19 protein-coding genes are annotated in these 18,522 nt (G+C 42.2%); 4 read left to right on the top strand and 15 right to left on the bottom strand.

The window, feature by feature from the left end; translation table 11 throughout:
* Window positions 1–157: 157 nt before the first annotated feature.
* Window positions 158–370, top strand: coding sequence for a hypothetical protein (locus R7127_RS09710; RefSeq protein WP_005376260.1), 213 nt, complete (start codon window positions 158–160; stop codon window positions 368–370).
* 90 nt (window positions 371–460) lie between these two features.
* Here the strand turns inward: R7127_RS09710 and R7127_RS09705 are convergent, their stop codons facing one another.
* From R7127_RS09705 to R7127_RS09660, 10 genes are all read right to left on the bottom strand, one after another.
* Window positions 461–850, bottom strand: a complete 390-nt coding sequence (locus tag R7127_RS09705; protein ID WP_172563962.1) for a universal stress protein — start codon at window positions 848–850, stop codon at window positions 461–463.
* Between the two features lie 874 nt (window positions 851–1,724).
* Window positions 1,725–1,886 (bottom strand): YoaH family protein, encoded by a 162-nt coding sequence (locus R7127_RS09700; protein WP_005376257.1) that lies wholly within the window; start codon window positions 1,884–1,886, stop codon window positions 1,725–1,727.
* 41 nt (window positions 1,887–1,927) lie between these two features.
* Complete coding sequence (locus R7127_RS09695; protein WP_053349901.1) at window positions 1,928–3,049, bottom strand: conjugal transfer protein TraF; 1,122 nt, start codon at window positions 3,047–3,049, stop codon at window positions 1,928–1,930.
* Between the two features lie 60 nt (window positions 3,050–3,109).
* Window positions 3,110–3,991 (bottom strand): DUF2861 family protein, encoded by an 882-nt coding sequence (locus R7127_RS09690; RefSeq protein ID WP_053303637.1) that lies wholly within the window; start codon window positions 3,989–3,991, stop codon window positions 3,110–3,112.
* Window positions 3,992–3,997: 6 nt separating this feature from the next.
* Window positions 3,998–4,660 carry a response regulator transcription factor VxrB gene (gene vxrB / locus R7127_RS09685; protein WP_005376251.1) on the bottom strand — a complete coding sequence of 221 codons (663 nt, stop codon included), beginning with the start codon at window positions 4,658–4,660 and terminating at the stop codon, window positions 3,998–4,000.
* Entirely contained in the window at window positions 4,635–6,089 is a 1,455-nt protein-coding gene (vxrA, locus tag R7127_RS09680) for a sensor histidine kinase VxrA (RefSeq protein ID WP_025767766.1), read from the bottom strand. The genes vxrB and vxrA overlap by 26 nt, the downstream gene beginning before the upstream one ends.
* Window positions 6,090–6,244: 155 nt before the next feature.
* Window positions 6,245–7,621: a Re/Si-specific NAD(P)(+) transhydrogenase subunit beta gene (pntB, locus tag R7127_RS09675; protein ID WP_005376248.1), complete on the bottom strand. Its 1,377-nt coding sequence runs from the start codon at window positions 7,619–7,621 to the stop codon at window positions 6,245–6,247.
* 8 nt (window positions 7,622–7,629) lie between these two features.
* Window positions 7,630–9,186 carry a Re/Si-specific NAD(P)(+) transhydrogenase subunit alpha gene (locus R7127_RS09670; protein WP_172563813.1) on the bottom strand — a complete coding sequence of 519 codons (1,557 nt, stop codon included), beginning with the start codon at window positions 9,184–9,186 and terminating at the stop codon, window positions 7,630–7,632.
* 434 nt (window positions 9,187–9,620) lie between these two features.
* Window positions 9,621–9,902, bottom strand: coding sequence for an HlyU family transcriptional regulator (locus R7127_RS09665; protein WP_115386646.1), 282 nt, complete (start codon window positions 9,900–9,902; stop codon window positions 9,621–9,623).
* Between the two features lie 41 nt (window positions 9,903–9,943).
* Complete coding sequence (locus tag R7127_RS09660; protein ID WP_005376241.1) at window positions 9,944–10,312, bottom strand: late competence development ComFB family protein; 369 nt, start codon at window positions 10,310–10,312, stop codon at window positions 9,944–9,946.
* 253 nt (window positions 10,313–10,565) lie between these two features.
* Between R7127_RS09660 and R7127_RS09655 the strand changes: the two genes are divergently transcribed.
* A complete protein-coding gene (locus R7127_RS09655; RefSeq protein WP_130545642.1) occupies window positions 10,566–11,804 on the top strand; it encodes a sensor domain-containing diguanylate cyclase in 1,239 nt (412 codons plus the stop codon).
* A gap of 251 nt (window positions 11,805–12,055) precedes the next feature.
* On the opposite strand, the gene R7127_RS09650 is transcribed toward R7127_RS09655, so the two are convergent.
* Window positions 12,056–13,015 (bottom strand): diguanylate cyclase, encoded by a 960-nt coding sequence (locus tag R7127_RS09650; protein WP_005376234.1) that lies wholly within the window; start codon window positions 13,013–13,015, stop codon window positions 12,056–12,058.
* Window positions 13,016–13,288: 273 nt separating this feature from the next.
* Here R7127_RS09650 and R7127_RS09645 point away from each other — a divergent pair, with 273 nt between their 5' ends.
* Window positions 13,289–13,726 carry a DUF3069 domain-containing protein gene (locus tag R7127_RS09645; RefSeq protein WP_005376232.1) on the top strand — a complete coding sequence of 146 codons (438 nt, stop codon included), beginning with the start codon at window positions 13,289–13,291 and terminating at the stop codon, window positions 13,724–13,726.
* Window positions 13,727–13,802: 76 nt separating this feature from the next.
* On the opposite strand, the gene modC is transcribed toward R7127_RS09645, so the two are convergent.
* The 4 genes from modC to R7127_RS09625 all read right to left on the bottom strand — a co-directional run bounded on the left by modC (window position 13,803) and on the right by R7127_RS09625 (window position 17,899).
* A complete protein-coding gene (gene modC / locus R7127_RS09640; protein WP_054575980.1) occupies window positions 13,803–14,909 on the bottom strand; it encodes a molybdenum ABC transporter ATP-binding protein ModC in 1,107 nt (368 codons plus the stop codon).
* Complete coding sequence (gene modB, locus R7127_RS09635) at window positions 14,906–15,595, bottom strand: molybdate ABC transporter permease subunit (protein WP_054575444.1); 690 nt, start codon at window positions 15,593–15,595, stop codon at window positions 14,906–14,908. The genes modC and modB overlap by 4 nt, the downstream gene beginning before the upstream one ends.
* Before the next feature lie 27 nt (window positions 15,596–15,622).
* Window positions 15,623–16,378: a molybdate ABC transporter substrate-binding protein gene (gene modA / locus R7127_RS09630; protein ID WP_065275320.1), complete on the bottom strand. Its 756-nt coding sequence runs from the start codon at window positions 16,376–16,378 to the stop codon at window positions 15,623–15,625.
* Between the two features lie 69 nt (window positions 16,379–16,447).
* Window positions 16,448–17,899, bottom strand: coding sequence for a cobyric acid synthase (locus tag R7127_RS09625; RefSeq protein ID WP_262584663.1), 1,452 nt, complete (start codon window positions 17,897–17,899; stop codon window positions 16,448–16,450).
* Window positions 17,900–18,054: 155 nt separating this feature from the next.
* Between R7127_RS09625 and R7127_RS09620 the strand changes: the two genes are divergently transcribed.
* Window positions 18,055–18,429, top strand: coding sequence for a YgiW/YdeI family stress tolerance OB fold protein (locus R7127_RS09620; protein WP_005376220.1), 375 nt, complete (start codon window positions 18,055–18,057; stop codon window positions 18,427–18,429).
* The last annotated feature ends 93 nt before the right edge of the window (window positions 18,430–18,522 follow it).

Below are 18,522 nucleotides of genomic sequence, written 5' to 3'. Positions count from 1 at the left end.
TTGTTATCAAGGTTTTGCGTGGAATAAATCACGTGGGGTAAACGATAGATTGACTTACATTAAAATTTTCATCAAAAGCAACTTTATATAAAATTGATTTCATACCAATCTATGTGTATCTTCTACCCATATCCCCACAATAACCAAGGAGAATGCCATGGATAAGCTACTCGCGTCTGCATTAGAAATTAAGCAGCGAACTATGGTGACTGGCTTTTTTGCTAGAAATGGATTCAAAATCGCTATGACCGATTTTGATGATGTCACTTTTGAGCGAGAAGGCGTGCAAGTTAACGTACATTTTGATCTGCAGTCAAACGCGGAGTCTGCATCTGTTTTATCTCATGAGGCATCAATCATTCCTGGCTAAAAACTTTTATTATCACCGATACACCAAGCCGAACATAAACGTTCGGCTTTTTAGTGACAAAAAATGATGAGTGCGAACAAGAGTTGTCGATCACTCGTCTAAATAGACGATTAATAAATCAGCTTCAACTTCGTTCACAACCTTTGGTATCGATGAAAAAAAGCGACTCAATAAGTTGTGATGATGACCACAGACAACTAAATCTATCCCCTCTTTTTTGACGATTCCCGATAGTTTTATATGAAGATCGCCGATTACTACCATGGTCTCGTTTACTGGGTATAAGCATTTATCAGCGAGCTCTCGCAGCCTTCTTTCCAATTCTTGCTCTTCCTTCGCTTCCATGACTATCCGATCAACATCTACGTAAACAAATGAGAGTTTGCTGCTTGAGTTATCTGCTTGCATTATTGCTTTTTCGATAACGGCTTGGCTAGATTTAGATAAGTCGACAGCAACCAAAACGTGCTTGTAACCCATCATTCCTCCCTTGGTTAGTTTTTGTTCTCATATTAAGTCTAGTCCACATAGAGCGAACACAACATCAAAACTACTGCTACATGATAGTTAAAGGAGTTTAGTGTAAAACAGGCAAATAGTTTTCATTGCAACCTTGTTGCTTCCTCTCATCCAAAGATCAACGATGTTTTTCCAATTTCTTCTCTAATTATCGGACTATTTAACAGGAAGGATGCCAGAAAACATTACGTTGTAACACGCGTTACTACTCTTGATTTCTACTACTCTTGAGGTTTCATATTACCCACTTCAACGTCGCCTAGTTTAGTAAAACTACTTTAGATTAAGCATGCTCAATATGTAACGCTCCGCTCAAATCCAGGAGACGTATTTCGGCTAAAAAAAGCAGCTCAATAAGATGAATTTCGCTTCATCTATTACATATGTCTGCGAGTGCTTACTGTTCTTATATCGCTTATTTAATAACTCTAGTTGAATTATCGCTATAAGTTACGGTGTCTCTTTTTTATTTTTTTAGCATAATCTTCTACCTGAGAACGAGACCATCTTGGGCTTTGTAATTAAATTACAAGATCAATCGCGACCAATATGGTTGGCAGATTAAAAGACCGAGGTAAACAATTGATATAATTGAGTTTAACTTGTAAGTTCTTTAAAAAACGCCTAATTACCTGTGCTACGAAAACTAAGGTTAACACGATTGGGTAAAATTTTACCAACTCGCTATTTAGTCTTAAAGGCAATTGAACAAGATTAAAATCATATAGGTTTAGTAAATTGTAGTTACAGCGTAACTAGGGTGGTGTTTGGGAATGTAAAGGAATTGAAAATAGAAAGGCAAAAAAACAGGGCGTATGCCCTGTCCATGAATTGATTAGTTTTGTTGCTGTTGTTTTTCTGCGTACTCAGAACGAATCCGTTCGGCAACAATTTTGATAGCTTCTGCAGTACTTGTGCCCTTCGCCATCAATTCTTGAATTCTCTCTACAGCTTGTTGTTGCTCTTGGTGAGATAGAGGGGGTAAATCGTCAAACATAAAAAGCTCCTCATTTTGAGGAGCTGACTATAACGATTCAATTAATAGGTAGCAAGGAAATTAATGGATGCACCCATAGCGTTCTCGTTTGTGTACTGAGCTGCGATATCCAATTCGAACAACTTAAGTGGAGACAACCCGATACCAGCAGTAATGGTTCCTTCGTCCTTACTTCGAGCTAAGTTCTTCATATACCCTGCTCGTAATGCCATTTGACGCAAAATATCAAATTCAATACCAGCTCGAATCATTTGCGTATTATCATCAAAGGATGAAAAACGTTTTTCTTCGTTAAGATCGTAGTCAACACTCATCGTAAAGTAATCGGCAACAATCCCTGCCCCAACGGTGTATACAGGACGCATGCTATATTCGTATGATTTTATCGTATCGCTGCCATATTGGAATGATTTTGTTTTAACGTCTCTTCCGATCAAATTTTTCGCTGAAATACCGAGACGATATGGGCCAAAGAACCAAAGTGCGCCTGCGTCTAAGTTAAACATCGTTTCCGCGGTCTCATTTTCACGTAAGTCTTTAGTATCAAAATTCTGAAAACTCGTGGCGTATGAGTACGTGTATATACGCTGAAGTTTAGGAGTAACACCAAAAGAAAGGTGTTGGTTCATGAAATTAGTGTATTTAGCAAGTGAAATACCAGCTTCAGCCACGCCAATAGAAACACCTTGTACATAGCTATCATCTAATGGATTAGTACCTGAGGTATCAACATTTGGTTGTACGAATGATTCAGTGTATAGCTTACCGTATGCAGTTGCAGATAAGAATTTGTTGGGGATACCAATGGCAACGACACCACCAAGATCAAAGTCTGTCTTTTTCCCATCGATAGCATCCATCGATTTTTTGATTTCATCGACGTCTGTTAATTTGCTGATGCGTTCGATCTCATCAACTAGATCATATTGATCATCGTAGCTGCCACCAAAACTTGGCACGATCATGCCTGCATCGTCATTTCGACGATAAATCGCAGTAAGAGCGGGGTTGAAAAAAGGCGCAGTTAGATAAGTTGCTGATACGGTACCAACGCCACCCATTGCATCACTACGAGCCTCTATCGCATAAGTAGCAGCAGAGGCAGCATTAGCGAAAAGAATAGTAGCAACAGAAGTGGCAAGAATTTTATATTTGTTTTTCATACTACACTTGTGATTTTAGTTCGTCCTGAACCTTTATCGGCACAAGTAGTATTTCTTTAACTATTCTTCCTGGGAAAGATCATAGGTTCGGCTAATAGTTTGAGCCTGCTCAACAATTATATCGCCCTGCCAACGGCGACTATTGATACTTACCGCCAATACGTATCTATCGTTTGGGACACCCGCTAGCTCCAATGAATTTGGATAGTTAGACTCGTAAGTCTTTTTCCACATTTGCTCGTACTGGCCATCAATGTAGTCATACAAACCGACTTCAAGTTGCGGTAATGGACAATGGGGATTACGAAGTGCGCTCTTTTCTACTTTCCAATTCTCTTTAGATGTCCAACGAACATATTGAGAAGAGTTTGAATCTCCAAGTATTACCCAAGTTCGATACTCTTGTTTATCAGTAGAAACAACGGTTAAGTGATATAAACCAGCTTCAAGCTTACCGGTTAAGTTATAGCGTTTCGAGTAACTACGCTCGTTGGCAAGTTCTGTCCCGTTCGGCTGTTGTTCATAGCTGAATGAACTGTCCGCGGATATAGAATCATCCACCCATCGATTAAATGAAATATTTTCGATGTCAGTTGTAGCTCTTAGCTTGATCACCAATCTAAATGTATCTCGCCCAGGGCTTTGAATAGTCTGACGAATAACGTTCACACCACTTATCCAATCAGGCAGCGTTACACCAGTGAGAGCCTTGCCACAGTTTTTAGATAGTGACTGACCAAGAAGATCATTAAGGTGAGGAGTCAAATCTTTACTTGGTTCCGTTTGCCAGAGTTCAACAAGAGAGTTGAACATACCCGCAAGATCATCTTCAAGTAAGTGTTGATGTGCCTGTGTTAAAGGCGTGTTAGTTTGAAACCAGTCCATTGCATGGACTGGTTTCACTAACGCTAATGAGAGAACTACAGGGAGTAGTATTTTCATTACGACTTATGCTTTCATCTTGTAGCCAACACCACGAAGTGTTTCAATTTCCAGTCCTGGCAGTTTTTGACGAAGCTGTAGTACATGTGTATCAACCGTACGTGTTGTCGGGAAGTGATTGTAACCCCAAACGTGGTCAAGTAGCTCATCACGAGTAAACACGCGACCTAAGTTTGACGCCAAAAATAGCAGCAAATCAAACTCTGTTCGAGTAAGCGTAATTAGCTCGTCTTTATAAGTCACTTCACGAGTCGAGCGGTCAATCTCTAAGTCTTTTGTAATCACTTTATCAGCGTTGCTTTGTTCTGCTGAATCCGGTGCTCGTAGCTGTGCACGGATTCTCGCAAAAAGCTCCGCCTCAGCAAAAGGCTTTGTTAAGTAGTCGTTCGCGCCGGAATCAAGGCCTGCAACTTTATCTTTTACGGTAACAAGTGCCGTTAACAAGATAACTGGTACGTCTTTAATCTGTTTCCATTCTGGGAGACATTGTACAGAGTCACCATCTGGGAGTTGGCGATCGAGAATTACCAAGTCAGCTTTTTTCCATTGTGGCTCTACGTCTGCAATACGCTCCACATGTAAACACTCATATCCTGCTTGTTCCAGGCTTACTAACAGGCCGTCAGCCAAGTTTTTATCGTCCTCAACGAGAAGCAGTGTCTGTTTCACAAGGTATCTCCAATATAAAAGTTGTAGGTGGTCCCATTAAGGACATTTTTCCGCCCATGCGGCCTACCATAGATTCAACGATTGTTAATCCAAGTCCTAACCCGCTCTTACTTACGAACGGTTTCTTCAAATTTGCCCAATCTTTAGCCGTTAGGCCTCCTGCATCTCGGACTTGGAATACTATTTTTTCTTCACTAGTTGAGACATCCAATTCAACCGGTGCGACACCGTACTTAAGCGCATTACGAAGCAAGTTATCGATACAAGTTCCTAACCAGTACACATTAACTTTAGCAGCCACATCTTCATTGATGTTAAAAAGCACGGCACTATCAAATTCTTCTTCGATCTTAAATTCTAACCAATCTGCAACGGATGGTACCCAGTCTGTTGCAAGCATTTGGTTATCAGATTGCAAATAATCTTTACTTGCTTCTGCCAATTGACGCAGGCGGCGCGTATCTTCACACAATCTGCGGAATTCGTCATACACACTTTCAGGCAAATGCTCGAACTCTCGACGAAAGCCTTCAACCGTTAGTGACAGAGATGCAATCGGTGTTCTGAGCTCATGCGTTAAAATTTGCAACACGAGCATTCTACTACGTAGTTCTTCTCGCTTGCTATTCCAACGGTACACCGCCCAACCAATCACCAAAAGAATATTGGCGATTACCAGTATGATCATACTGATCCGCAAAACTTGCGAGTGATCTTCTACATCCCAACAAATATTGCCTCGTTTAACAAAGCAACTTTTGCTTTGAGAGGCTAGAGCGTATGACAGACCCGCATTCGCTACGTTCTCTTGCCAGATATCTTTCTCGAAAACAAAGTAACGGTCACCACGTCTTAGCCAAAGTTCGTTACCTTCAATAAACATGCTCGCGCCTGCAATCAAAGCATTAATGGCGTCGTCATCCATGTTTTTCAAGCTTTCTAGCAACTCATCCCCTTCCTCGTTATCACGCTCTTTTATATGCATGTACTGAGATAGTTTGGGTTTGAGTTCTGGATACTTATCCACATAACGTGCCGCATACGTCCCACCACCAGGGTGAATGAGACCACTACGCGAGAACCAACGAGGTGTCAGCTGCGTCCCTTTACAAATCGCTCTTGTAAATACTAAAGGCTCAGTAATTAAAGGACTTAATGGTAATTTGCCACGACAAGTATTCGCCAAGCTGTAAAGCTGTTGGATATCTTTTAACGGATAGTCAGACGTTTGCGGCAGAAGCGAATCTGGCGCAAGTAACTTGGTAGGATAATTTGATTGCAGAATACGAATATCGTACGACTTAAGAGCTACTTCATAGTTAAATAGCTCTGTAAACGTATCTATTCTTTCTGGTAGTGAATCGGAAAATGCAGGTGCCGAAAAAAGCGGCAATACAGTTGCAAAACCGAGCAAAAACTTTTTAATCAAACTGTTACCGTCACTTGTTACATTAGCCAAAACTATACATCAATCTACAAGCAATTGACATCTGCTAACAGAAGGATTTGCATTACTATAACATTGAAACGGAACAAAAAAGGGCCAGCGATTGCTGACCCTGTATAGTTTTAAATCAAGAATGGTTAAAGTGCTTTAAAAATAGACTCAACACTTTCTTTCGCATCACCAAATAGCATTGATGTATTTTCTTTGAAGAACAGTGGGTTCTGTACTCCTGCGTAACCAGTATTCATTGAGCGCTTGAATACCACTACGTTTTTCGCGTTCCATACCTCCAATACGGGCATACCAGCGATTGGGCTGTTCGGATCTTCCAGTGCGGCTGGGTTGACCGTATCGTTAGCACCGATAACCAATACGGTATCGGTTTCTGCAAAGTCATCATTGATTTCATCCATTTCAAGAACGATATCATACGGTACTTTTGCTTCAGCGAGTAACACATTCATATGCCCCGGTAGACGACCCGCTACTGGGTGAATCCCAAAGCGAACTTCAATACCTTGTGAACGAAGTACATCAGTAATTTCATGAACAGGGTATTGTGCCTGAGCTACTGCCATGCCATATCCTGGAGTGATGATTACTGATTTTGAGTTCTTCAACATCTCTGCAACTTCTTCAGCCGTTGTTTCACGATATTCGCCCTGCTCTTCGTCACCTGAAATCACTATCTCTTGACCAAAACCACCGGCAATAACACTGATAAACGAACGGTTCATTGCTTTACACATGATGTAAGAAAGAATCGCACCTGATGAACCTACCAAAGCACCTGTTACAATCAATAGATCATTTGCTAGCATGAAACCTGCTGCCGCTGCTGCCCAACCTGAATATGAGTTCAACATAGAGACAACAACTGGCATATCAGCACCACCGATTGAAGCGACTAAATGGTAGCCGAATGCGAACGCGATCAAAGTCATCACAATAAGAGCGAACATGCTGCCATCTGCTTTTACGAAGTAGATCATAAGAAGCGTAGAAATAACAACCGCTGCGAGGTTCATTTTGTGCTTATGAGGCAGGTTAAGTGGCGACGAAGAAATCACACCACGCAGCTTACCAAATGCGACAATTGAACCGGTGAAAGTTACGGCACCGATGAACACACCCAAGAATACTTCTACAAGGTGGATAACATGCTCAGCATGTGTTGCTGCTTCTGGCGCATCTAGGTAACTGTTGTAGCCAACTAAAACCGCAGCTAAACCTACAAAGCTGTGTAGAATCGCAACCAGTTCTGGCATCTCGGTCATTTCTACTTTCTTCGCATAGAAAATACCGATCGCACCACCTATCGCCATCGCGATAATGATCCAACCAAAACCTTGCGCATCTGGGCTAAAGATCGTCGCTATTAGCGCGATCGTCATACCAGCGATACCGTAGTAGTTACCATTACGAGCAGACTCTTGCTTTGAAAGCCCCGCCAAACTCATGATGAAAAATAATGCAGCAACAATGTAAGCTGCTTGTACTAATCCTGCAGACATTGTGACTCCTATTTATCTTTGCGGAACATTTCAAGCATACGCTTGGTGACGGTGAAACCACCGAAGATATTGATACTCGCGATCAATACGGCAATAAAAGATAGGAATGAAACGACGCCATTACCTTGTCCAATTTGCAGTAATGCACCAACGACAATAATGCCAGAGATAGCATTCGTTACTGACATTAGTGGAGTATGAAGTGCATGGGTAACATTCCATACTACGTAGTATCCGACAACACACGCTAGAACAAATACAGTAAAGTGAGAAAGAAACGCTGCCGGAGCAACCGATGCAACCCATGCAAAGGCTCCAACAGCCGCTGCCACACCAATAATTTTCTTCGTTGGAGACGTAGGTTCTTCTACTTTAGGCTCTGGCTTCACAGGCTGTTCTTGTTTCACTTGCGGCTGAGCTGAAACCTGAATTGGTGGCGCTGGCCAAGTAACTTCACCTTCTTTCACCACGGTAACGCCTCGGATAACAACATCTTCAAAATCAATATTGATGTTGCCATCTTTCTCTTTACACAGCAGTTTTAGAAGGTTAACAAGGTTTGTCGCGTAAAGCTGAGAAGATTGTGTAGGCAAACGACCAACCATGTCAGTGTAACCAACAATTTTTACCCCGTTATCCGTCATGATAACTTGGTCTTTCACTGTATATTCACAGTTACCGCCATTAGCAGCTGCCAAGTCGACAATTACACTGCCCGCTTTCATGCTGTCGACCATTTCTTTGGTGATCAACTTCGGCGCAGGTTTACCAGGGATGAGCGCGGTCGTAATAATGATATCAACATCTTTAGCTTGCTCTGCGTATAACTCTGCCGCTTTTTTGTTGAAGTCATCAGACATTTCTTTTGCGTAGCCATCCCCAGAGCCTGACTCTTCTTGAAAGTCAACGGTCAGGAACTCAGCGCCCATCGATTCAACTTGCTCTTTTACTTCTGGGCGGACGTCAAACGCACGGACAATGGCACCTAAGCTACCTGCAGCACCGATAGCCGCCAAGCCAGCGACGCCAGCACCCGCAACCAATACTTTCGCTGGAGGTACTTTACCGGCAGCCGTAATTTGACCTGTAAAGAAACGACCAAACTCATGAGCTGCCTCAACCACTGCGCGATAACCAGCGATATTAGCCATCGAAGATAGCGCATCTAAGGCTTGTGCACGTGAGATACGAGGAACGGAATCCATGGCAAGAACGTTAATGTTCTTACTTGAAAGTTGTTCCATCAACTCAGAATTTTGAGCCGGCCAAATAAAGCTAACCAGTGTTGCTCCATCTTGCAGTAACGCAATTTCGTCAATGCCTTGCTCATCATCCACAATTGGCGCATTAACTTTTAAAATAAGGCCAGATGCCCAAACTTCTTCACTAGAAACGATTTTCGCACCAGCTGCTTCATAAGCGGCATCATCGAAACTCGCTAGCACCCCCGCTTGGGATTCAATCGCGACATCGAATCCCAATTTTATTAACTGCTCAACCGACTTCGGCGATGCAGCCACTCGCGATTCACCCGCGAGTATCTCTTTAGGTACACCGATTTGCAAAACGCATACTCCTTGTATACATATCAATAAATTAGTCCCAAAACAGAGCGTCGCTCTACTCTAATTCTTTTTTATTTCTATCTGTTTACCACGCAAGACAATTGCAAACGAAAGATGATGTTTGGGGACACCCATTTGCACAATAACACCTTGACTAACAGCCCTGTTATTATTCTGTTTGTATCGAACGCGTCTCATTACTTCAAGTGTTTTGTAATTTAAATACTAAATTTCATTACATATAACGCTAAGTAATGAATGATTGTCGCTCTGTGCACGAAAAATAACAACGCAACACCGTACTAGACTGAGGTCTAACCAGGTAACGATTAAATACTGACTTAACAGAGATTTAAGCGTTAAAAAGAAAGAGCCACTAGCATATACACTAATGGCTCTTTTTAAGATGACTGGAATCAAATTGCAGTAAATTGCTAGTCGAAGATTTTATCGCCCATTTGATCAATAAACATTTGAGATTTCTTCAACATAAGGTCATTGGCATCTTGCTCTGAGCCAAGCAAATCGGAGCGAATAAACCGATGTGTTTTCACTTCATCATCGTCATGCTTTTCTATTCGACCAGCGATGCGATATTGTCCGCCCTCTGAAAGGCTCTCTGGGTAAATAAGGAAACCTTTATATTCCACTGGTTCGATATTTTTGGCTTCAACCGTTTTCTCACTACCACCAAACAAACGCGAAAAAAATCCCACGATTCCTCCTTGGGTCAGCTCACTAGTCAACTGAGCGACTCTTACTTAATATTAACGTTAAGGATCGGTTTTTCATACCAATCCAACTCTTTGTCATCATCATAACTAGTATGGGAAAAAATTACAGGCACATCATACTCTCGGTTCTTACGCCTGTCTTCTTTCACCATTTCTGCGGCGTTTTTCACCGCTATATCCGCGCTTTGCTTAAACTGGCTTAATTTTTGTTCAGGAAGTGAAGACAAAAAATCAATATCATGACGGATATAGACAGGCTTGAGCTGGATAAGCGCAAGGCAAGCAATATCGGCTAACTGTTCGTTGTCATACTGTTCTAAAAATTCGGGCAAACTGAGAACCTGGCCTACTAATGTTTCCATGTAGTTGTGCACATCTGAGCTTATCTGCATCTGTAAATCTCCTTTTTCCTATGAAATGAGTATAGCAACGACTTGTTTATAACAACTTATTGATTGCTCTTAATTTAATCAATCTCTCTCTTTTTGCCGTAATGTCTTCCAAAATACTTGGGAAAAGGAACAAATAGACGTATTCTTGCTAGTTCTCAAAGTTCGAAATTCAATAACGGATAAATATCCATATTGATAAAACGATTTACCTAACCAATTATATAGTCAACTATTTTCAGGCAGTTTGTAATAGATGTCCTCATCGTCAATGACTTCATCAGGCTTCAGATTCTTATTCCCTTTTTTGCTACTGGGCATAGTGAGTTCGGGCATGGACAGCATTATTCAGATGACTCAGGCAAACTGGGGCATTGCCGCAAACTTGCCGTACATACTATTAGGTTGTGCGCTACTCCTTTGTTATTCATTTAAGCAAGGCAGAGAGTCCATGGTGTGCTTGGCAATGTTGCTAGCCTATTTCGTGATACAGCACCGCCTACAAGTCCCGCTTCAAAGTGGTACCGCTTTACTTGAGCTAACCATTTTAGCCACGTTACTTCCTGTCTCGTTTCTTACGGTATTTTTGTTTAGTAAAGAAGGTTTTGACTCTAGAGCCATGTTGACTTACATCTTGATGTTAGCAATGTTCGTTCTTTGGTCTTATCTAACGCTAGCATATTACGTTGAAGGAGGGTTTGAACAATGGACAAGCGGTATTTTATTTATTGTACCGACGGTCTCTAAACTGCCTTTCATTCTTGTTTTATATTGCGTGGGTATTGTCTGTTTTCTTGGAATTCTTGTTTTAAAGAAGAATGAAATTATCCATGCGATGACCTACTCTGCCATGGTATTGGCGTCTGCGACGTTCATTTTCTTTGATGTGCAGTACATATCAAGCACCATGTTTACTCTAACAGGGCTGCTTATCATTATTTATGCCGCTTCCGCTAGCCATCAACTGGCTTTCACCGATAGCCTAACGCTGATTCCGAGCAGACGTGCACTTGATCTCGATCTAAAACACATGGGTAAGAAGTTCACGATCGCAATGCTTGATGTTGACCATTTTAAAAAGTTTAACGACACCTACGGTCACGATACTGGTGATGACGTTCTAAAAATGGTCGCTTCGCGCCTCACTAAAACCCCAGGCGGCGCAAAAGTTTATCGATTTGGCGGAGAAGAATTTACCATCGTTTTTAAAGGCAAATACGCTGACGAATGTAAGAACTTTTTGGAAGAAGCTCGCAAATCGATTGCAGAATACGAGATGATATTACGCGATGAAGAATCTCGCCCTGAGAACCATAAACAAGGACAAAAACGTCGTGGTAGCAACAGCTCGAAAAGAAAGTCGGTTTTTGTTACCGCAAGTTTCGGAGTTGCTGATAGCCGGAATGGGCAAGCTCCTCTGGACGTCATTAAATTAGCGGACGAAGCACTTTACAAAGCGAAAAAGGCCGGACGTAACTGCATAAAGCTTCGTTAGACTCTCACCAATCGTGAAAGTTAACAAGCTTGTCTGGGTTTACAACAAAACCGAACTTCCCCATCAGCATAATAACTGCACTCATCGTTGCCACTATCCCGATGTTATCTATCTAATCAAAGGTATAAGGTATACGCCCGATTGCGACATTCCGTTCGCACTGTTTGCCTATCTTACTTTGAGTGAGCTTTAAAATAACCACCAAAAAGTGACAACGCAACAAAAAGAGTGGCGTTCATAAGATTTTGTTTTTAAAGAGAATTAACTAAAGTATGTGTGTTTCTTCCCAAAGACTTCGAGGTATATAGCGCTTTATCAACGGTTGCATACAAGTCTGATTGCACTTCTTTCCCTGTCGGTTGAAAAACAAAAACACCCTGTGACACCGTCACTCTATTTGACACACTAGAATACTCATGTGGGTAATCGAGAAAATACATAGCCTCTTGTATACGCTCGGCTTCTCTTTCTGCTGTTTGAGTGTCGGTACACCCTAGCAACACGACAAACTCTTCTCCACCATATCGACCCACATATTCCCCAGAGCGACAAAACGTCGCCTTTAGTTGATTCGCAATCGCTTGCAAGCAACGGTCGCCCTCAATATGACCGTAATTATCATTAAACGGTTTAAAAAAATCGACGTCCAATAGAATCAAAGCCATTGGCATATTGTGACGGCCATGCCATGCAACCATCGATTCCAACTTATGGTCGATATAACGGCGGTTATAGAGTTTGGTTAGGCCATCTTCATTCGCTTGCTGAGTCAAAAGTTGATTAACTTGCTCTAATTGAGCTGTCGCTTGCTTAAGCTCTCGTCTCATATGAGCAATACGCTGCATTGCGATAAGTTTAGAGTTCAGTACCAGTTTATCTACCGGCTTAATTAAATAGTCATCACCGCCCGCGTCTATGGCTTTAGCAATCATTTCTGGCTCTTCGTGACTACTCAAGAAAATAATTGGGATCCAATCCGGAAACGTTTCTCTTATATGAAGAGAGACTTCAAAACCGTTCATATCTGGCATTGATATATCGAGTAACACCAGTTCCGGATCAAAACTCTCGTAGGTATTTAACGCCTCTAGTCCACTACCTACGGCTTTTACAATATGTCCAAGTTGCTTTAGACGAATAGCCAACTGCATCCTGTCTAGCTGAACATCGTCAACCAGAAGGATTCGCATCGATGTCCCTGTCGGTTGCATAACGCGTTCCATTTTTAATTATGTCTTTATTAAACATATACCATACTCATAGAGTTGTTGCATTCGACTAATAATTAAGTGCTATATTTTTGTTTGAATATCACGGAATCCATTGCATAAAGCAGTTAGACTGGACGTTACCCTATCTAATCATGGCCTGTGAGCAGAAGTTCAACAAACTCATTCACTTTGGTCATCTTGCGGACTAATGGGTATAGCTATTTGATGCATTTGGTATTAATATTCCCGCCTTTTTGTAATGAGAGACACACCATGTCAGAAGCAACTAACAGCGAAAGCAAAAAAATCGATCTAGCCAGCATTTCTCCAGAGCTACGTAAAGTTATCGAATTTGACGAAGTTCCAGAGCAAATGTTCGAAATGGTTACCTCTATCCATGAAGTGTCTGAAGAAGCGGTACGTGAATCATGGGACGAAATGCCAGCAAGTGCACAGAACATTCTAGACAACTTTGAACAGTTTCATGCTCTAGTTTCTGTAGGCCAAGCATTCGCTGGTATTAATGTGATGGAAGAGTTTCCGACTCTTAATCTGCCAGAAAACATGACAGATGAAGATAAAGAAGAATACCGTGCTCAACTACTTGATAATGTGCTTCACAACTGTGTGAAAGACATGGTTAAGCAACTTAAGAAAGCACGTCGTGACCCACTTCTTAAGCGTGAATTCAAAGAAGTATTCGCGAAGTAATTCCGACATTCTTCTAGTAACAAAGGCCGCACTTTGCGGCCTTTGTTGATCATGAAGCGTAAATCAGTCTAAACGGTTAATGAGGCGCTAGTGCCATATCTTTTTGTGTCACACTGACACCTTTAATTTGTGCAAAAACACGGCTACCAACTTTTAGGTTGAGATCATCAAGGGCCCACGGTGTGATCGTTGCCCACAAATAACATTTCTCGTCTAGCTTGAGTGATACATTAATACTCTGTTTGTCATCGGCTGCGTTAAACACTTCGATGGAATCGACAATAGCAGGCAGAATATTTCGAATCGACGTCGCCTTGGGCTGCTCGAGCGTGATAGAAACGTCATTGGCACGCACTTGCAAGCGTATTGGCGTGTCTGGTGTTCCGTCAATCTTTTGCACCCACAGGAATACATTAGGTGCAAGGTTGATACAAGTCAGTGCATAACGTTCATGATGTTCAGCAATCCGGCCTTCAAATAAGCTGCTTTGATCTGAGAAAGATTGCCATGGACGCATAGCATGAGAAGCCCACACTTCCTCAAGCTTACCTGAACTCGAAATTTTACCTTGGTCAATAATTGCAAGGTGCTGAGCAAGCCTTAAAATTTCCTGGAGACTGTGTGTGACATAGATAATAGGGATATTTACCTTCTCCGACAACTCCTCAAGAAAAGGCATTACCTCACGCTTTCTTGGCATATCGAGTGAGGCAAGTGGCTCATCCATCAAAAGCAAATTGGGTTTAGATAGCAATGCGCGCGCAATCGCAACACGTTGCTTTTCACCACCAGAAAGTGATACCGGAAAGCGCTTTAGTAACGGTTTGATAGACAAGAGTTCGGTGACTGCATCAAAATACTCGTCATCTTTTTCTTTAACGCCATATAACAAATTGCCTTGAACCGAATAGTGAGGAAACAAACGTGAATCCTGAAACACATAACCAATACCACGCTTGTGCGTTGGTAGGTTGATTCCCTGTTCACTGTCAAACAAAACATGCTCACCAACCGCAACATACCCTTGTCTTGGAGTGACTAATCCGCTGATGATGTTAATCAACGTCGTTTTACCTGCACCAGATCGTCCAAACAAGGCACTAATTCCATTACAGGGTAACTTAAGTTTGATGTCGAAGTCAGTCTCACCAAGCATTTGTTTAAATTGGACTTTAATCGTCATTGCTTCGCACCCAATCTGCTTGCCGCTTTACGATTTAGCCATTCAGAGATCATTAATGTAGACAAGGCTAACGCGATAGAAATGATACACAGACGAGCCGCCTGCATTTCTGCACCTGGCGTTTCAATAAAGTTGTACATTGCCAGCGGAATCGTTTGGGTCTCACCCGGAATGTTAGAGACGAAACTGATCGTCGCCCCGAATTCGCCAAGACTACGAGCAAATGACAGCATCGTGCCCGTAATAATTCCGGGAATGGTCAGTGGTAACGTGATGGTGAGAAACACTTTTAAAGGAGAAGCGCCTAACGTAGAGGCTGCGTGCTCCAATTTAGGGTCGACGCTATCTAAGCTTAAGCGTACTGAACGAACCATCAAAGGCAAAGCCACGACAATACAAGCGACTACTGCCCCTTTCCAATTAAAGCTAAATACTACCCCTAAGTTTTCATAGAGCCACTTTCCAAGGACCCCTTGTCGTCCTAAAGAAATCAACAATAAATAGCCGATTACCACTGGCGGCAATACCAGTGGTAAATGAATTAAGCTATCGAGAATCGATTTACCAAAGAACGTTTTTCGAGAAAGTAGCCAAGCAAGAAAAACGCCGAGAGGAATCAGCCAAAGTACTGCGTACGCGCCTACTTTGAGGCTTAACATTAAGGCTTGGTATTCCAGTTCTGTCACGCTTAGTTCCTATAATTGAAGGCCGGTTTATTGCTGAAAGCCATATTGAGCAAAAACGCGTGCGGCTTCGTCCGATTTTAGGTACTGGAAGAACTGCTCCGACTCAGTAGAATCATTCACAATTGCAGCCGGGTAAACAATAGCCGCATGCGTATCACTCGCAAATTCGCCGAGAATTTTGACTTTATCAGTTAACTGAGCATCGGTTTTGTAGACCACACCTAAAGGCGCTTCTCCACGTTCAACCAACGCCAAAGCTAAGCGCACATTCTTTGCTGGTGCGACGTGAGTTTGAACCGCTTTCCATACACCCAGTGTAGTCAATGACTCTTTCGCGTACATACCAGCAGGTACTGACGTCGGATTGCCTAAAGCAAGACGATTTCCATGCAATGCCTTCTCCCATGCCTTTGTATCAGAAAAGTTAAATGAGGTTAATTCTGAAGACTGGGGAGCAATCAACACTAAGCTATTGCGCACTAGATTTGTGACATTGTCACGATAAATGACGTCTTTATCGACCAAATAATCCATCCATTTCGTGTTCGCAGAAATGAATACATCCGCTGGTGCGCCATTGATAATTTGTCGAGCGATAGAAGAAGAACCACCATAAACGGGAGTGATAGAAACGTCATACTTTTCTTCAAAGTTTTGCGCGATCTCGTTAATCGCATTCGTCATAGAAGAGGCTGCATACACTTTTAGGTTCGTTGCTGCGTTTGCTGAAAATGAAATGCTTAATACTGCCGCAAGGCAAGCATGCTGTTTCCATGCTTTCATAGAGATACTCCAATACAAGGCAAGCGAAAGAACAGGTTATTTGAATATAAAGTTCAATCAGTTAATGTGCTATTTAAACAAAAAATCAAGGCGCATATGTTGTTCTATCGCATCTGCGATGCGATTAATGCCTTGCTCCTTTAACTCTTCAAAGTCTTGTTGTTTGATTTGGGTGCCGTTTACCCATTCTGATACCAGGCTTAAGACATCTGCCTCGTCAAAGAACCCGTGAAGGTAGGTTCCCATGATTTGGCCACACTCGCTGATCGCCCCTTCCGCTTCACCGGAACTGAATGTAAGAGGTTGCAGGCCCCGTACTTCACTTCGCCCTACGTGGATTTCATAACCCTTTACATTGGCTGTTTTGCCGTTAAGAGAAAGCTGTGCTTGTGTGTTTGTAAGCTGTTTGCTGTTAGTTAGCGTCGTAGTGATATCAAGCAAGCCAAGTCCTTCGCTTTGACCTGGTTGGCCTTCGACGCCGTTTGGATCATCAATCAAGTTTCCAAGCATCTGGTAGCCGCCACAGATACCAATCACTTTTCCAACAAGACGAATATGACGTAATATATCGTTATCCCACCCTTGGCTTCTTAGATACTCCAGATCGTCTCTCACTGATTTGGTCCCAGGCAAAATAACCAGGTCGGCTTTATCTATTTTTTCGCCTTTACCTACATAACGTAGATTGATGTCTGGATTCAATCGCAGCACATCAAAATCAGTATGATTACTAATCCGGGTTAAAACAGGCACAACAACATTCAGTTTTACCTCAGAGTGCAACTCTTGCTGTGCAGTGATCGCGTCTTCTGCTTCTAAATTCAAACCATGAAGAAAAGGAAGTACACCAAGTACAGGTTTACCTGTTTTTTCTTCGAGCCAATCGAGGCCCGATTGCAATAAACGAATATCACCTCGAAAACGGTTGATAACAAATCCTTTTACTCGCGCTTGTTCAGATTCAGAAAGTAACGCAAGTGTTCCGTACAAATGTGCAAACACTCCACCACGATCAATATCAGCGACAATGATCACTGGTACATCAGCGGCCTCAGCAAAACCCATGTTTGCAATATCGCCTTCTCGTAAATTGATTTCAGCAGGACTCCCCGCGCCCTCGATAATGATCGAATCAAATTCTTGAGTCAGACGAGAGAAGGAATCTAACACCGTGTCCATCGCCACTTTCTTGTAATCATGAAAGCCAGCCGCATCCATATTGGAAATCGCCTTACCCTGCAAAATGATCTGAGCACCTGTATCACTGTTAGGTTTAATTAAAACCGGATTCATATGTACAGTTGGCTCAATATTACACGCCTGTGCCTGAACGGCCTGTGCTCGACCTATTTCACCGCCATCTTTGGTTACCGCACTATTTAGTGCCATGTTTTGTGGCTTAAATGGGGCAACATTCATCCCTTTTCGTGCTAATACACGGCATAAACCTGCCACAAGGACACTTTTTCCGGCATCCGAAGTGGTGCCTTGAACCATTAAAGATGGGATCGCTGATTTCATGAATGTTTGTAAGGAATAGAGGAAGATGAACAATCATAACGTCATCGTCCCCACTTACTCAAGCAAATGAATAGAATATGAATGTTGAAATCATCATTGGTTCAAACAAGCCCTGTTTTAATGACCCCATCAAAACAAACCGATGAGGATGTAACATGAAAAAGAATACAATTATCGCAACAATCGCCGCCTTAGCTATTGCTCCTTCTATCGCGTTCGCGAAAGATAACGCTCAAAACCAATCAAACTTGCAGTTTAACGGTCCTGTCACTGTGGAAAAATTGGATGCCTTGCTAAACGACTCCAATATGTTTACTGAAAAAGATGTGGTCGTTGAAGGTAACTTATTGCGTCAAGTTCGCGCGGATAAGTTTGTCTTTAGCGATGGTTCCGGTGAAGTGATGGTCGAACTCGATGACGATATTCAGCTAAATACTCCGATTGATCACACGACTAAAGTCCGTCTGTTTGGCGAATTTGAAGGCGGGAACAAACCAGAGATTGAAGTCGAACAACTCGTGGTCATGTAAAACAAACCCCGATTGCTGTGCATATCAACATGATGTAGTGACGATTACAGCTAAATAGTGACGGCAAGCACTTAAAATGATAGCTTTATCAAT

The sequence above is a fragment of the Vibrio sp. 1159 genome (genome assembly GCF_033340395.1).
GTDB classification, from domain to species: Bacteria; Pseudomonadota; Gammaproteobacteria; order Enterobacterales; family Vibrionaceae; genus Vibrio; species Vibrio alginolyticus.
Note: the sequence above shows the minus strand (reverse complement) of the source record. Positions and strands in the feature narration are given on the sequence as shown.

Bases quoted from the DNA above. Each gene is read 5' to 3' on its own strand.
- modC (WP_054575980.1), bottom strand. From the start codon at position 14,909: ATGACGATTAAAGTCCAATTTAAACAAATGCTTGGTGAGACTGACTTC.
- R7127_RS09660 (WP_005376241.1), bottom strand. From the start codon at position 10,312: ATGCAGATAAGCTCAGATGTGCACAACTACATGGAAACATTAGTAGGC.
- R7127_RS09645 (WP_005376232.1), top strand. From the start codon at position 13,289: ATGTCAGAAGCAACTAACAGCGAAAGCAAAAAAATCGATCTAGCCAGC.
- pntB (WP_005376248.1), bottom strand. From the start codon at position 7,621: ATGTCTGCAGGATTAGTACAAGCAGCTTACATTGTTGCTGCATTATTT.
- R7127_RS09655 (WP_130545642.1), top strand. From the start codon at position 10,566: ATGTCCTCATCGTCAATGACTTCATCAGGCTTCAGATTCTTATTCCCT.
- R7127_RS09690 (WP_053303637.1), bottom strand. From the start codon at position 3,991: ATGAAAATACTACTCCCTGTAGTTCTCTCATTAGCGTTAGTGAAACCA.
- R7127_RS09650 (WP_005376234.1), bottom strand. From the start codon at position 13,015: ATGCAACCGACAGGGACATCGATGCGAATCCTTCTGGTTGACGATGTT.
- R7127_RS09695 (WP_053349901.1), bottom strand. From the start codon at position 3,049: ATGAAAAACAAATATAAAATTCTTGCCACTTCTGTTGCTACTATTCTT.
- R7127_RS09710 (WP_005376260.1), top strand. From the start codon at position 158: ATGGATAAGCTACTCGCGTCTGCATTAGAAATTAAGCAGCGAACTATG.
- modA (WP_065275320.1), bottom strand. From the start codon at position 16,378: ATGAAAGCATGGAAACAGCATGCTTGCCTTGCGGCAGTATTAAGCATT.
- R7127_RS09700 (WP_005376257.1), bottom strand. From the start codon at position 1,886: ATGTTTGACGATTTACCCCCTCTATCTCACCAAGAGCAACAACAAGCT.
- R7127_RS09620 (WP_005376220.1), top strand. From the start codon at position 18,055: ATGAAAAAGAATACAATTATCGCAACAATCGCCGCCTTAGCTATTGCT.
- R7127_RS09705 (WP_172563962.1), bottom strand. From the start codon at position 850: ATGGGTTACAAGCACGTTTTGGTTGCTGTCGACTTATCTAAATCTAGC.
- R7127_RS09625 (WP_262584663.1), bottom strand. From the start codon at position 17,899: ATGAAATCAGCGATCCCATCTTTAATGGTTCAAGGCACCACTTCGGAT.